General features: G+C 37.9%; 15 protein-coding genes. 14 read left to right on the forward strand and 1 reads right to left on the reverse strand.

Going from position 1 to position 15,314, the window contains the following annotated elements; translation table 11 throughout:
- The first annotated feature begins 234 nt into the window (after positions 1-234).
- Positions 235-1,107: an STAS domain-containing protein gene (locus tag CEQ83_RS10245; RefSeq protein ID WP_028413551.1), complete on the forward strand. Its 873-nt coding sequence runs from the start codon at positions 235-237 to the stop codon at positions 1,105-1,107.
- A 336-nt stretch (positions 1,108-1,443) separates the two neighbouring features.
- On the opposite strand, the gene CEQ83_RS10255 is transcribed toward CEQ83_RS10245, so the two are convergent.
- Complete coding sequence (locus tag CEQ83_RS10255) at positions 1,444-2,016, reverse strand: GNAT family N-acetyltransferase (protein WP_014460341.1); 573 nt, start codon at positions 2,014-2,016, stop codon at positions 1,444-1,446.
- Positions 2,017-2,257: 241 nt separating this feature from the next.
- On the opposite strand from CEQ83_RS10255, the gene CEQ83_RS10260 reads away from it, so the two are divergent.
- The 13 genes from CEQ83_RS10260 (at position 2,258) to CEQ83_RS10320 (ending at position 15,256) form a co-directional block, all read left to right on the forward strand.
- A complete protein-coding gene (locus tag CEQ83_RS10260; RefSeq protein ID WP_155017222.1) occupies positions 2,258-4,435 on the forward strand; it encodes a glycosyltransferase family 39 protein in 2,178 nt (725 codons plus the stop codon).
- A gap of 13 nt (positions 4,436-4,448) precedes the next feature.
- Complete coding sequence (locus CEQ83_RS10265; RefSeq protein WP_033578836.1) at positions 4,449-5,414, forward strand: glycosyltransferase family 2 protein; 966 nt, start codon at positions 4,449-4,451, stop codon at positions 5,412-5,414.
- On the forward strand, positions 5,407-5,811 hold the full coding sequence (locus CEQ83_RS10270) for a GtrA family protein (RefSeq protein WP_071275019.1): 405 nt from the start codon (positions 5,407-5,409) through the stop codon (positions 5,809-5,811). The genes CEQ83_RS10265 and CEQ83_RS10270 overlap by 8 nt, the downstream gene beginning before the upstream one ends.
- A complete protein-coding gene (galU, locus tag CEQ83_RS10275) occupies positions 5,808-6,695 on the forward strand; it encodes a UTP--glucose-1-phosphate uridylyltransferase GalU (RefSeq protein ID WP_028413546.1) in 888 nt (295 codons plus the stop codon). The genes CEQ83_RS10270 and galU overlap by 4 nt, the downstream gene beginning before the upstream one ends.
- A 144-nt stretch (positions 6,696-6,839) precedes the next feature.
- Complete coding sequence (locus CEQ83_RS10280) at positions 6,840-7,514, forward strand: response regulator transcription factor (RefSeq protein ID WP_013056822.1); 675 nt, start codon at positions 6,840-6,842, stop codon at positions 7,512-7,514.
- A 1-nt stretch (position 7,515) separates the two neighbouring features.
- The gene (locus CEQ83_RS10285; RefSeq protein WP_155017223.1) at positions 7,516-8,895 is read left to right on the forward strand and encodes a sensor histidine kinase; all 1,380 of its coding nucleotides are present in this window, start codon (positions 7,516-7,518) and stop codon (positions 8,893-8,895) included.
- 372 nt (positions 8,896-9,267) lie between these two features.
- Positions 9,268-9,432 carry a YezD family protein gene (locus tag CEQ83_RS10290; RefSeq protein ID WP_013056824.1) on the forward strand — a complete coding sequence of 55 codons (165 nt, stop codon included), beginning with the start codon at positions 9,268-9,270 and terminating at the stop codon, positions 9,430-9,432.
- A gap of 347 nt (positions 9,433-9,779) precedes the next feature.
- Positions 9,780-9,932, forward strand: coding sequence for a Fur-regulated basic protein FbpA (locus CEQ83_RS10295; RefSeq protein ID WP_013056825.1), 153 nt, complete (start codon positions 9,780-9,782; stop codon positions 9,930-9,932).
- Positions 9,933-10,184: 252 nt separating this feature from the next.
- Entirely contained in the window at positions 10,185-11,249 is a 1,065-nt protein-coding gene (locus CEQ83_RS10300) for a sulfate ABC transporter substrate-binding protein (protein ID WP_098112547.1), read from the forward strand.
- Between the two features lie 94 nt (positions 11,250-11,343).
- Complete coding sequence (cysT, locus tag CEQ83_RS10305) at positions 11,344-12,180, forward strand: sulfate ABC transporter permease subunit CysT (protein WP_098112548.1); 837 nt, start codon at positions 11,344-11,346, stop codon at positions 12,178-12,180.
- A gap of 12 nt (positions 12,181-12,192) precedes the next feature.
- Positions 12,193-13,059: a sulfate ABC transporter permease subunit CysW gene (cysW, locus tag CEQ83_RS10310; protein ID WP_155017224.1), complete on the forward strand. Its 867-nt coding sequence runs from the start codon at positions 12,193-12,195 to the stop codon at positions 13,057-13,059.
- Between the two features lie 19 nt (positions 13,060-13,078).
- Positions 13,079-14,152 (forward strand): sulfate/molybdate ABC transporter ATP-binding protein, encoded by a 1,074-nt coding sequence (locus CEQ83_RS10315; protein WP_028413541.1) that lies wholly within the window; start codon positions 13,079-13,081, stop codon positions 14,150-14,152.
- 108 nt (positions 14,153-14,260) lie between these two features.
- Positions 14,261-15,256: a ketoacyl-ACP synthase III gene (locus CEQ83_RS10320; protein ID WP_034327787.1), complete on the forward strand. Its 996-nt coding sequence runs from the start codon at positions 14,261-14,263 to the stop codon at positions 15,254-15,256.
- Positions 15,257-15,314: the final 58 nt, after the last annotated feature.

Genomic DNA, 15,314 nt, shown 5'->3' on the forward strand with positions numbered 1-15,314 from the left:
GATTTCGTTATGCCCCCATCTCGCTTTTTATATAAAAGCATAAATTTTTTCCGAAGCAAATTTTAAGTTGTGCGGCTCTTACTCTGGTACTATAATAAAAAGAAAGAAAATTCATAAAATAACCGCTTTTTTGTTATTTTTAGGAAGGCTAGTCAATTTTCGGATGGATAAGTAGGCTTAGTCAAGGTTGTATACGCAGTAAAAATAGCAGAAAAGAGGAGCTGAACGTATTTTATGAAAGAGGAGCTCGTGTATATAGGAAAAAAGATTCTTGAACATAAATATAGCTTGTCAGAAAAATTAGCCGAACGTTTAGATGCTACACATACACTAAGTCTAGAGGAATTGAAAGAAAAGAAAATTCTGAAGTGGCGAGTGTCAATTATGGAATACTTTGGGAGATCTCTATTTGAAGAACAGGAGGCTGTACTTAAACTTGTTAAAGAATGGGCACTTGATACGGGTAAATATGCAGTGGAAAAAAATATTCCTTTAGAAAAAGCACTAGGTATCCTTCCAATCTATCGCAGCGTTATTTGGGATGTATTTACAAGAGAACTAGAGGAGCATCAGTTTGCGGCAATTACCATGCTGCATGTCAGTGAACGAATTGATCCACTTTTAGATACGGTAACATGTGTTTTTGGTCAAATTTATGACGAGCATAATCGATATATGATGAATTTAGCTTATACGTCACTAGAAGAACTTTCAGTTCCACTCGTACCTGTCACAAAAGGGATTGCTATTATGCCGATTATTGGAGAAATTGATACCCACCGCTCACAAGTTATTATGGAAACCTGCTTGAAAAAAGGGACAAGCCTTCAATTATCTTATCTTATTTTAGATATTTCAGGTGTCGTGATTATTGATACAATGGTAGCAGACAATCTTTTTAAAATTCATCGATCGCTTAAATTGGTGGGAGTGGAAGCTATTATAACGGGGATACGACCGGAAATTGCCCAAACGGTAGTGAAACTAGGAATTGATTTTAATCAAATTAAAACAGAAGCAAATTTAGAAGCGGCGCTTTTAAAAATTGGGTTTACACGTCCTGAAGAGCATAGCCGCACGCATGTGTCATCGCGGCGCATAAAATGACCGGCCATAAATATGGATTTCAGCATGTAGAAAGTAAGTGCATAGTAAAAAAGCGGATGTTAATCAACATCCGCTTTTTTACTTAATAAATGCGATATGCCATGGCAGCACAAAAGCATAAACGAGGAAGTATACCGCTATTGAATAGATAAAAAACCAGCCGTTTAAATAAAACAAGGGCAAGAATAAATAAGCATAAACTAACGGTAATCGGAAACCACAAACCGTGTGCAGATAAGTCTAAATGCTGAATTGCTTGCTCCAACATTGTTCACCTCAAAAGGAAGAGTTAGTGTTCAAGTTAGCCTGTGTTATGGAAAGTATTCTATACATTTTCTACGCGTTACGCGTGTATTCTTCTCGCAAGATTGAATATAACTTTAAGTCTTGATGAGCTCCTTTAATAAACATGGCTTTTCGAATTGTTCCTTCATAAGACATACCGATTTTTTTCATCACTTTCTCAGAAGCGGCATTTTCAACAAAGCACCTCGCCTGAATGCGCACTAAATCCATTTCTTCAAATCCAAACGCAATTACTTTTTCAGCTGCTTCCGTAACAAATCCCTTATTCCAATATGCTTCAGAAATCGCATAGCCAATTTCCGCAATGCGATGAGTAGGGTTCCAAGTGACAAAGTCAATGGTGCCAATACATTTTTTCAGGGCTTTGATTTCCATAGCCCAAGGAGAAATGGATTGGTTGCTGTACTGCTTTAAAACGAAGGAAACAAACTCTTTTGTATCTTGAAGCTTTCGGTGCTTTTCCCAATTTACATATCTGCTTACCTTTTCATTTGAGGCATATTCAAACATGTCACGCACATCTTTTTTGGTAACTTTCCGCAAGCGGAGTCTTTCTGTTTCTAGTGTGGGTAAATTTCCGTATATATCTTTTACTTGAATCATAAAGTTGTCTCCTTTCTCAGCAAGAAGTGGATGAAGTGTTGATAAGAATGTTTCATAGAAGCTGCAGCATCCAAGAAAGACCCTTTTCATTTCATGTACTTGATTCTTTAATTGTAAAATATTTCATTGCTGAGCGTAAGAGGTCAAATAGCTTTTTAAAAAATAAAAACATTATTTTCACTGTTCATAATCAGTTCACATAAGCTTGTTAGACTAAAGTCAGAAATTACGAAGGAGTGAAATGAAACACATGAACAGTGAAGTGAAAGAAGAACGGACTTCAAACAAAAAAAGAATAGACTTATTTTTAGTTCCAATTGTTTTAATTGCAGCGTTTTTGAACTTATTTAAAATTTGGACAGATGAATACGCCAACGCTTATTACACGGCAGCTGTCAAAAGTATGCTTCAAAGTTTTCATAATTTCTTTTACGCATCTTTTGATCCAGGAGGCTATGTAACCATTGATAAGCCGCCGGTTGTGTTTTGGATTCAGACAATTAGCGCCAAAATATTTGGATTTCACGGGTGGAGCGTCATTTTACCGCAAGCATTAGCAGGCATCGGTTCAGTTCTTTTACTATACGTACTCGTGAAACGTACGTTTGGCGTATGGGCTGGGAGGTTTGCTGCTCTTGCGATGGCTCTGACGCCGATTGTGCCCGCGGTAAGCCGAACAAATAATATTGATAGTATGCTTGTGTTTACATTATTAGTAGCAACGTGGATGTTGTTTCGTGCTGTGCGTACAGCTAAATTTGGCTGGGTGTTAGCGGCTTTTGCGATGATTGGTGTTGCATTTAACATGAAAATGCTTCAAGCATACATGGTTTTACCAGCATTCTATGTTTTCTATGTAGTGGCAACCAAAATTACGTGGAAAAAGAAAATTGCTTTTTTAACAACAGCAACTGCACTGATGCTTGCTGTTTCTGTCTCATGGGCAGTTGTAGTAGATTCAACTTCGGCTGATAAGCGTCCTTATATGGGAAGCAGTCAAACAAATTCAGTTCTAGAGCTTGCTTTTGGATATAACGGTATCAATCGTTTAACTGGAAATACAAGCGTGACGGGAAGCAGTCATAAACAGCCTGCTCAAGCTCAGCAGCAAACAGCAAGCAGTGAAACAAAACAAACGAGTAATTCAAATGCTGAGTCTTCACAAAGCTCAAATCAAAGCAAGAGCAGCTCTTCTCAAAAGATGCAGGCTCCAGATGGAGGAAATCAAAACGGAATGTTCAACACGGGGAACCCTGGTCCATTCCGACTGTTCCAAAAAGGGTTATCAGATCAAATCAGCTGGTTATTGCCATTTGTAATCTTTTCAATCGTGGGTCTATTTGCTGGAGTGAAATTTAAAGGACCTTACACGGCAAAACAAAAAGAAAGTTTATTTTGGTTAGCTTGGCTGCTGCCGGTAGCTGTTTTCTTTAGTATCGCAGGATTTTTCCATCAGTATTATTTAATTATGCTGGCACCTCCAATCGCAGCATTTGCAGGAGCGGGAGCAGTAGCTTTATGGAGTATGTACAAACAGCATAATGGCTGGAAATCATGGCTGCTGCCGAGTGGTATTTTAACAACAGCAGCGCTTCAAGTATATATCATGTCTCCTTATGTCAGCTCAATCGGCGTAGCGCCAATTGCAGGTGTAGGGGCACTGGGCGTCATTCTAGCTCTTGTTTTAGCTATTCGTAAAGAGCGTAAAAATTCTGTAACGAATTATTTAGGAGTAGCAGCAATGGTTGTCTTGCTTGCAATGCCGGCGTACTGGGCGATGACACCAATTATTTATGGTGGAAATAGCATGCTTCCAGCAGCAGGTCCTGATTCTTCAAGCGGTATGGGAGGACCTCCAAGCACAGCTACAAATAGCAAACAGTCTGGCTTTAACGGCATGCAGCCTCCAGGAAGCTCTGACAGCAATTCATCTTCAAACAATCAAATGCAGCCGCCAAGCGGTTCATCGAACGGCGGTCAAATGCAAATGCCAAGTAGCTCTTCAAGCAAATTATCATCTTCAAAACGAAAAAGTGGAGGGATGAACGCAGAAGTAAACACAAAGCTACTAAACTATTTAACAAAAAATAATACAGGCGAAAAATATTTATTTGCCACAACGGATTCAACTTCAGCTGCGCCTTACATTATCAAAACGGGCAAGCCAGTCATGGCAATGGGAGGATTTAGCGGTTCAGATCCAATTCTAACGGTGAGTAAATTAAAATCTATGATTAAAAAAGGTGAAGTGAAATATTTCTACCTGTCTGGAATGGGTAAGGGAGGCCAATCTGACGTTATCACGTGGATTAAAGAAAATAGTAAGGAGATCCCTTCTTCCAAATGGCAGTCTACTTCATCAAGTTCTCAGCAAGGACCATCTGGAAACGGAACATTATACGAAATAACGCTTAAATAAGGAGGACATGAACATGAGTTCAATTATTAAATATTCTATTGTTGTTCCTGTCTACAACGAAGAAGAAGTGATTCATGAAACCTATCGCCGTCTAACAGAAGTGATGCGTTCAACGAAAGAAGCTTACGAGCTTCTTTTCGTGAACGACGGCAGTAGAGACCGAACGGCAGAAATTATTAAAGAGTACAGTGAGCAAGACCCAGCGGTTGTTTTATTAGATTTTGCCCGTAACTTTGGTCATCAAATTGCTATTACAGCTGGTATGGATTATGCACGAGGAGAGGCGGTCGTTGTGATTGATGCTGATTTGCAAGACCCGCCCGAATTAATTTTAGAGATGATTGAAAAATGGAAGCAAGGATTTGACGTTGTATACGCTAAGCGTACAAAGCGAAAAGGAGAAACATATTTTAAAAAGCAAACAGCGGCTATGTTTTATCGTTTCTTACGTGCGATGACCGATATTGATATTCCGCTCGATACAGGGGATTTTCGTTTGCTAGATCGTAAAGTGTGCAATCAAATGAATAGCATTCAAGAAAAAAATCGCTTTGTTCGCGGATTAGTAAGCTGGGTTGGCTTTAAGCAAATAGCAGTAGAATATGAGCGAGACGAGCGTTTGGCCGGGGAGTCAAAATATCCTTTGAAAAAGATGCTGAAGCTTTCAATGGATGGCATTACGTCTTTCTCCTATAAACCGCTGAAGCTAGCTAGCTATGCTGGTGTAACGCTATCAGGTGTTGGTTTTATTTATCTTTTAGTGGTGCTGTATTTGAAGTTATTTACAGACAGCACCATCACAGGGTGGTCGTCATTAATTGTCATTCAGCTATTCTTTAGCGGCATCATTTTAATCATTCTTGGTATGATCGGAGAATATATTGGCCGCATCTACGATGAAACAAAAAATCGTCCACTCTATATCGTCCGTGAAAAGTATCAGCTTGAAACACGCAAGGAAGTATCACTTCGTGACTAACAAATGGATACCCTTGATTAAATTTGCGTTAGTAGGAGTGGTAAATACACTGATTGATTTTGCAGTATACGCACTTTTAACAACAATCGGTGTGAACTACATACTAGCGCAGTGGATTTCATACAGTGCGGGCATTTTAAACAGTTATGTCATGAATCGTAAATGGACGTTTGAGAAAAAAGAAAAAAGCAGTAAGCGTGAAGTGATTTCATTCGTGATCGTGAATTTAATCACTTTATCCCTAACATCTTTTCTGTTGACTGTTCTATATAATAAATGGGGTATACCACTGCTAATCAGTAAACTTTTAATTACAATCGTAAGTGTCGGTATCAATTTTATTGGCACCAAATTATTTGTATTTACTACTAAAAAAGAAAGAGGGATTCATATATGACGATAAAAAAAGCAGTTATTCCAGTAGGCGGTTTAGGAACTCGATTTTTGCCAGCGACAAAAGCGCAGCCCAAAGAAATGCTGCCAATTGTCGATAAGCCTGCTGTACAATACATTGTAGAAGAAGCTGTGAAATCAGGTATTGAAAGTATTATTTTTATTACAGGTCGAAATAAAAAATCAATTGAAGACCATTTTGATAAATCAATTGAACTAGAGCAAATGCTTGAAGAAAAGCACAAGTTCGAAATGTTAAAAGAAGTACAAACGATTTCATCAATGGCCAGTATTCACTATATTCGTCAAAAAGAGCCGTTAGGACTTGGTCATGCTATTCTTTGTGCTGAGCAATTTATTGGAGATGAGCCGTTTGCCGTTCTTCTTGGAGACGATATTATGACTTCTGAAGAACCTGCGCTCAAACAGATGATTCAAGCGTATGAAACGACTAATCAATCAGTTATTGGAGTTCAAAAAGTGGATGTGGAAGAAGTATCAAAATACGGCATTATTCAGCCGAGAAATAAATCTGGCAGCATTCATGAAGTGAATGACTTGATTGAAAAACCATCAATAGAACAAGCTCCGTCAACGATTGCCGTTATGGGCCGCTACATTTTAAACCCTTCTATTTTTTCTTATCTAAAAACGATTGAAAGAGGGGTAGGAAATGAATTACAATTAACAGATGCACTGCGCGTCGTATGTGAAAAAGAGCGATTGTTTGCTCTTGAACTTGAAGGGCAGCGCTTTGACATTGGAGATAAGGTAGGCTATATGAAAGCAATGGTAGAAGTGGGGTTAAAGCGTAAAGATTTACGTCAAACGTTTTTATCGTATTTGGAAGGAATTGTAGAAAAAGAACGAGCAAACAACTTCAGCTAATAAGAGTTAATCAGTTTGTTCATATTCAGTTCATATTTGAAGTATAAAATCATTGTATGATCTTATGTGGCTCTCTGTTTGGTATAAACAGAGAGCTTACTGTGCGTAAAAGCTGGACAAACTTAGGAATAGGGAGAGACATGTATGATTCAAATATTAGTTGCAGATGATGATCAACACATTCGAGAGCTGATATCATTATATTTAGAAAATCAAGGATTTAAAATTATAAAAGCAGCAGATGGTGAAGAAGCGTGGGCGAAAATGGAAGAGTTTCGAATTGATCTAGCGGTCGTTGATATCATGATGCCATTTAAAGACGGATGGGAACTAACAAAGGAAATTAAGGAGTATTTTGATATACCGGTTTTGATGGTAACAGCTAGAGGCGAATCGCATGATAAACTAAAAGGATTTGATATCGGAACAGACGACTATGTCGTGAAGCCTTTTGATCCTCAGGAAATGGTTGCTCGTGTAAAGGCCCTTTTACGCAGGTACCGAGTAGAAGCTAACAATGTAATTTATATGGGGAATATAAAATTGGACCGTACCAAATTAGAGATGAGTGCAGGAGAAACAAGCGAACAGCTGCCGTTAAAAGAGTTTGAATTACTGTTCACATTAGTTAGTTCTCCAGGAAAGATTTTTACTCGTGATCAGCTTATTCAATTAATTTGGGGATATGATTATGAAGGTGATGAGCGCACGGTAGACGTTCACATAAAACGTCTGCGAGAGAGGCTTAATCATATGAAAAACGTCGGTATGGAAATCAAAACAATTCGCGGACTAGGCTATAGAGCAGAAGGGTGTTAACGTGAAATCAATTTATGTAAAGCTGGTTCTATCGTTCATCATTACAATTTTATTGAGCGTTGTGATTACCGTTGTTGTCACGACATTTCTTAGCAAGCAGAAGCTCGAAATGCGATTAGGTCAGGATATGGTGAAGATGGGAGAAGATTTTATCGATTTGTACGGAGCAGAAGACTCCGATAAAGCTGCAAGGTTTTTATCTAATTCATCATTCATTCATTTTTCGTTTATTATTATTGATGATCAGCATAAAGAGAAAGTATTAGGACAGCCGGGGCCGCCTATTCCAATTACACCGAAAGAAGTAGATCAAGTATTAGGTGGGAAGCGTTATTCTAATTTAAACGAGGAAAAAGGTGATCGTCCACAGCCAAACGTAGTGGGTCTCCCTTTTAAAGAAAATGGACGGTCGTATGCTCTATTTATTCAGTCTCATCCACAGCGGCAATTTTCAGTTATTCAAGATGTTCAAAATATCCAGCTTATTACGATTTTATTAGTAGGTATTGTATTGTTTGCATATGTTTCAACGATTATTATTAAACCGATTAAGCGTCTCAGTACAGCGATGAAAGTTGTCGGACAAGGCGAATACAATGTGCAAGTCGAGCACGCAGCGAATGATGAAATTGGTCTGTTAACTAAAAACTTTAATCAAATGACTAAAGAATTAAACAAAATAGAAACGATGAGGCAAGAGTTTATTGCTAGCGTTTCCCATGAAATTCAATCACCGCTGACCTCTATTCGCGGTTTTTCAGCGGCACTTAAAGATGATATCGTCAGTGAAGATAAAAAGATACAATATTTAACGATTATCGAAAAAGAAAGTACAAGACTATCTCAGCTTAGTTCCAATTTGTTAAAGCTTGCTTCTCTTGACTCTGAACATCAAACGCTAATGCTGCAGCAATACCGGTTAGATGAACAAATCAGGCATGTGGTCATGGCTTTAGAACCTCAGTGGATAAAAAAGAATATAGAAATTGACCTTGATTTATCCAATGTTCAAATAGAAGCAGATAAAGATTTGTTAGAGCAAGTTTGGCTAAATTTAGTAACAAATGCTGTTAAATATACGCCTGAAAATGGATTTGTGAAAATATCCATTCATCAAAAAAACGAAGAAATAGACGTGAAAATAAAGGATAATGGAATTGGTATTATCGAAGAAGATCAAAAATATATTTTTGAAAGCTTTTATAAAGTAGATAAATCCAGAACGTTAAAAGGAAGCGGCCTCGGTCTAGCTATTACAAAAAAAATTGTGCGACTGCATGAGGGCGCAATACGTGTTGAAAGCAAAAAAGAACAAGGAAGCATCTTTACGGTAACTTTGCCTATCCAAAAAAATAGGAATAAAAAATACTCGTCTGTGTAAGTTCATGCAGATGAGTCTTTTTTATTAGGTCAAAGATATAAAAAAAATTAATAATATCTATTTATTTTTTTAATCCCTACTTGACATATAGGTAAAGTGTAAATAATATAGATAGTATAAATCTTTTGAAAAAATTGGGATGCTAAAGAAGCTGATCGGTCAACCGAAGGCTCATACTTGTTCGCTACTGGTGTGGGCCTTTTCTGTACATTGGTTGTGGTCATTAAAATCTCAATCTTCAACTGAACATATGGGGAGGATTACGATGTATTTATCTTCTGCACATTATACAAGTACTTATAGATGTTGTTCGCTTTGTTTATTCAACTGCAACTAAAATATAAATTTATCTATGGATAGGAGAATGATAAAATGGCTTCAATTACACAAGAAAAATTAGATTATATTGTTAAATTACTAACTGAAATCAACTATGGGTCTGTACTAATTACTCTTCACGACGGACAAATTACTCAAGTGGACAGCACGGAAAAAAACCGCTTTTTAGCTAAAAGCAAAGTAGCAAGCCACAAATAAGCCTATTTCAATACGTATTTAGAGAAACTGAAGGGCCTGTCTAGATAGCGAACGCTTGACGGCGGGGCAAGCAAGTACTGTATTAAATATAGAAAACGTGCGCATTCGAAGAAGAATTGACTTTCTTTTCGGTTGAAGATTTAGAATTTTTCGAATTAAAATTGAGTTATAGGTTGTATGAGTATGACGATGAAAAGTGTAAAGCTGCTAAAGCAGCAGCTTTATACGTTTTAAAATTATGAAGATCTGACAGTTTCATTCCTGTGCTGATCGGATTACCGAAGGCTTCTGACCTGTGTTAGGAGTCTTTTTTTTATTCTTAAATTAATATAATAGGAGGAGAAAAGATGGAAAATTTATTACGAGCAGCGGTGCGCCAAAGAAAACAATACCTCATTGAAGAGTTACTGAAAAAAGGGATTTATAAAAAAGAAAATCATCATCTTTTTGAACTCACACTCTCTGACTTAGAAAAAGAGTATCAGGCACGCAGTAAGTAAGGAAAATACGTAAAAAGAACTAAAATAAGTGTAAAAAAGATTCAAAACCTAGTTGACTAATGGGTAAAGTGTGTTTATTATAAAAACAAGAATAAATTGTCTTTTCAGAAAGTATCTTCTTTTTATTCTTACGAATAAATTTAATAAGAATAATTTAAGAGCATATACGCTGATCAGACTAACTGAAGGCTGCTTCTCTTTTTTAAGAGATAGCGGCCTTTTTGTATTTTTTTATAAAAAGGGGAGTAAAACATGAAGAAAAAAGCAGTTCAGTTTTTAATGGTGCTGACAGCACTGCTCGTGGTGCTAGCAGGTTGCGGCAATGGAAAATCTACTGAAACAGCAGGGAAAGATAGTTCTGCGAGTAAAAACGATTCAAAAAAACCAGTAGAACTTTTAAACGTTTCATATGATCCTACACGTGAGCTTTATCAGGAGTTCAATAAGAGCTTTGCGTCTTATTGGAAAGATAAAACAGGGCAAGACGTCACTATTCAGCAATCACACGGTGGCTCTGGTAAGCAAGGCCGAGCAGTTATTGACGGTTTAGAAGCGGATGTAGTAACGCTGGCGCTTGCTTACGATATTGATGAAATCGCTCAAACTCGTCAATTATTAAACAAAGACTGGGAGAAAGAATTGGCTCATAATTCTACACCATACACATCAACGATTGTTTTTTTAGTTCGTAAAGGAAATCCAAAAGGAATTAAAGATTGGGATGATTTAACGAAAAAAGGTACATCTGTTATTACGCCAAATCCAAAAACTTCTGGAGGCGCGCGCTGGAATTATTTAGCTGCATGGGCATATGCGAAGGATAAATATAACGGCGATAACAAAAAGATTGAAGACTTCATGAGTAAGCTTTATGGAAATGTCGAAGTGTTAGACTCAGGCGCACGCGGAGCTACCACTACCTTTGTAGAGCGAGGCATTGGAGACGTGTTAATTGCATGGGAAAACGAAGCTTACTTATCGTTAAATGAGCTAGGAAAAGATAAATTTGAAATTGTAACACCGTCATTAAGTATTTTAGCAGAGCCACCTGTTGCTGTAGTAGATAAAGTAGCTAAAAAGAAAGGCACGACAAAGGTAGCAAAAGCATACTTAAAATACCTATATACAGAAAAAGGTCAGGAAATCGCAGCGGAAAACTACTATCGTCCTCGAAATAAAAAAGTATTAGAGAAACACAAAGATCAATTCCCTTCGCTTAACCTAGTCACTATTAAAGATTTTGGCGGCTGGAAAAAAGCTCAAGAAACGCATTTTAATGATGGGGGAACATTCGATCAGATTTATCAGCCAAAGTAATATGATTCATTAAAAAAGTAGAACGAGGAAGATACGAATGGTGATTCGTATCTTCTGTGTACATGTATCTTGAAAGCAGAGAGAGGTGTAAGACGTGAGCGTGTTACAACGACAGAAAAAAAAGAAAAGCATCTTACCTGGATTTGGGCTTTCTTTAGGTTTTACGATGTTTTATGCAAGTATCCTTGTGCTTTTTCCGTTAGCTATGATTTTTTTAAATACGGCATCTATGGGATGGAGCGACTTTATTAAAACTGTTACAGAACCTAGAGTAGTAGCGTCGTATAAATTAAGTTTTGGAGCAGCATTTGCAGCCGGCATCATTAATGTTATTTTTGGAACCATTATTGCGTGGGTATTAGTGAGGTATCATTTTCCTGGAAAGAGGTTTATTGACGGACTTGTGGATTTGCCGTTTGCCTTGCCAACGGCTGTTGCCGGCATTGCCTTGACCACTCTTTACGTTCCGAAAGGATGGATTGGTCAATTATTTACGTTTAAAATCGCATTTACGCCTATCGGAATTATTATCGCTCTTACGTTTATTGGTCTGCCGTTTGTTGTCCGAATGGTGCAGCCAGTATTGCAAAACTTTAATGCAGAGATTGAAGAAGCATCTGCTAGTTTAGGAGCCAGCCGAATGCAAACGTTCAGAAAAGTTATTTTTCCAGAGCTGGTGCCCGCTATTTTAACAGGTTTTTCTCTTTCGTTCGCAAGAGCGCTTGGAGAATACGGGTCCGTTGTTTTTATTGCTGGAAATATGCCGATGAAAACTGAAATTACGCCGCTTATTATTATGACAAAACTCGAGCAGTACGATTATGCGGGAGCTACTGCTATTGCATCAGTCATGCTCGTTGTATCATTTTTTCTGTTATTACTTATTAATATTATTCAATGGTGGACAAATCGTAAATTTATACATAGTTAAGGAGGGATGACATTGGCAGGACATGTTCCAATGCAGCACGCAAAAACGACTGTTGAAATCACTCATTCTAGTTTAAAAGAGCCCAAAGTCGTCGGATGGCTGCTTACATTTATTGCACTGGCTTTTTTAGCTCTATTCTTAGTGCTTCCGCTTATCACGATTTTTATAACAGCCTTTCAAAAAGGGTGGGAAACATATCTCGCTGCGATTACAAATCCAGATGCCCTGGCTGCTATTAAACTAACGTTAATCGTCGTGCTGATTACCGTTCCGTTAAATGCCGTTTTTGGCGTGGTAGCTGCATGGTTAATTACGAAGTTTGATTTTAAAGGAAAGAATATTTTAATTACGCTTATTGATTTACCATTTGCCGTTTCGCCTGTTATTGCTGGATTGATTTTTATTTTATTATTTGGTGCACAAGGGTTGTTCGGAGAATGGCTGTTTAATCACGACATCAAAATTGTCTTTGCTATTCCCGGTATTATATTAGCTACCCTTTTTGTAACGCTTCCGTTTGTTGCCAAAGAATTGATTCCACTCATGCAAGCTCAAGGGTCAGCCGAAGAAGAGGCATCGTTAACGTTAGGAGCCAGCGGTTTCAAAACTTTTTTTCTAGTGACATTACCTAATATTAAATGGGGCTTATTATATGGAATCATTTTATGTAATGCGAGGGCGATTGGAGAGTTTGGAGCTGTTTCCGTTGTGTCGGGGCACATTCGAGGAATGACAAATACGATGCCTCTTCATATTGAAATTCTCTACAATGAATATCAATTTGCAGCAGCGTTTGCGGTAGCATCTTTAATGTCAGTTTTAGCTATATTTACATTAATTATAAAAAACATTATTGAGTGGAAAGCCAAACATATTTAAAAAGGAAGGAGCTTATGAGATGAGTATCCATATTAAGCACGTATCAAAGAACTTTGGTGATTTTAAAGCGCTGGATTCTATTAACATTGATATTCAAACGGGTGAATTAGTAGCTTTACTCGGTCCGTCCGGTTCTGGAAAAACATCTTTGCTTCGCATCATTGCCGGTCTTGAACATCTTGACCAAGGAGCTATTTTATTTGATGGAAAGGAAATTACGCACGTAAATCCAAAAGAGCGGAATGTAGGGTTTGTTTTTCAACACTATGCTTTGTTCAGGCATATGACTGTGTTTGATAACGTTGCGTATGGTTTAAAAGTACGACCTAAAAAAACAAGACCTTCTAAAATGGACATTAACAAGAAAGTAACCGAGCTGCTGCAGCTTGTGAAACTAGAGCCGCTTGCAAATCGCTATCCTTCTCAATTATCGGGAGGGCAGCGCCAGCGAGTAGCGCTTGCTCGAGCGTTAGCAGTGGAACCGAAAGTACTGCTATTAGATGAACCTTTTGGCGCTTTGGATGCGAAAGTTCGTAAAGATTTACGCAGATGGCTGCGTAAATTGCATAATGACTTTCATATTACGAGTATATTCGTTACGCATGATCAAGAAGAAGCTTTAGATGTAGCTGATCGTATTGTTGTAATGAACAACGGGAAAATTGAGCAGATTGGAAGTCCTGAGGAAGTATATGATCATCCTAACAGTCCATTTGTGTACGATTTTTTAGGAAACGTCAATTTATTTAAGGGTCGCATTCATAAAGGCAGGCTAAAACAAGGAAGCTTTGAAATGGATGTTCCAGAATTTAGCGGAAGAAATGAAGAAGCAGCTGTTGGATATGTGCGACCTCATGATATTCACCTTGAAAAAGTAAAAACAAGCGCAGATGCCGTTTCTGCAACCGTTAGCCATATTCATGTGATAGGACCTATCGTGCAAATTGAATTAAAAAGAGAAGATGCAGAAGAATTTTTAGAAGCTGAATTAAGCAAAGAGCATTATAAAACACTCAGCCTTCAAGTAGGAGAGCAGGTGTATGTAAAGCCTAAGCAGCTAAAAGTATTTATTCCAGAAGATTATTCTATTTGATAAAAAGCGTGAAGGGTATACCTTTGCGCTTTTTATCTATTAATAAATTAGTACCAGATATTAAAAGTAGGTGTTATAATTAAGTATAAACTGATTTGAGGTGGAGAAATGATGCAATCAAAAGCTAGAATCACAGGAATGGGGATATATACACCAAAGCAAAAATTAACGAACGACCATTTAAAAGAAATGGTTGATACAAGTGACGAATGGATTGTACAGCGCACGGGAATGAAAGAACGGCGAATTGCTGGTGAAGGCGAATACACGTCTACGCTTGCCATTCGAGCAGTTGAAAATTTGCTCAACCGATATGCTGTAGAAATAGAAGATGTAGATGCAATTATTGTTTCGACAACAACACCGGATCACTTTTTTCCTAGCGTAGCATGTCAGGTTCAAGATTACTTTCATATTGATCAAGCTGCTGCATTTGATTTAAGTGCCGCATGCGCCGGTTTTACATATGGACTTCACGTGGCGAACGGCTTAGTGACGTCCGGATTGCATAAAAAGATTTTAGTTATTGGTGCTGAAGTCATGTCGAAAATTACAGATTATACGGACCGGGCCACCTGCGTGCTGTTCGGTGACGGAGCGGGAGCTATGCTTGTAGAATACGATGAGCATAATCCAAGTTTCTTAGGATGTCACTACGGAACGGACGGAAGCGGAGGGGTGAATTTATATCGTTCTAATTTATCTGATACTCTTTCAGGAAAAGAAATTAACGCGAGCGGAAATTTAGTTCAAAATGGGCGTGAAGTATACCGCTTTGCTGTCCGAACGATTCCAAAAGGAGTAGAAGCATTGTTAAAGGGTACTTCCATTTCTCTTTCTGATGTAAATTGGTTTATTCCGCACAGTGCAAACCTTCGGATGATTGAAGCTATTTGTGCTAAAACAGGTGTTTCAATGGATAAAACGTTAACGAGTGTACAATACTGCGGAAATACATCTTCAGCTTCTATTCCACTTGCCTTGAACGAAGGAATAATGACAGGAAAAGTACGGGATAATGACCTTCTTATTCTCTATGGGTTTGGAGGAGGATTAACGCATTGCGGTTTGTTAATTAAATGGATGTGTAAAGAAAAAAGCTAAAAGGCATCGCCTTTTAGTTTTTTAGGCTTTTATCGTTAACAAGAATTCGGTAAAATGG

The organism is Priestia megaterium (assembly GCF_009497655.1).
In the GTDB taxonomy this organism is placed as follows: Bacteria; Bacillota; Bacilli; order Bacillales; family Bacillaceae_H; genus Priestia; species Priestia zanthoxyli.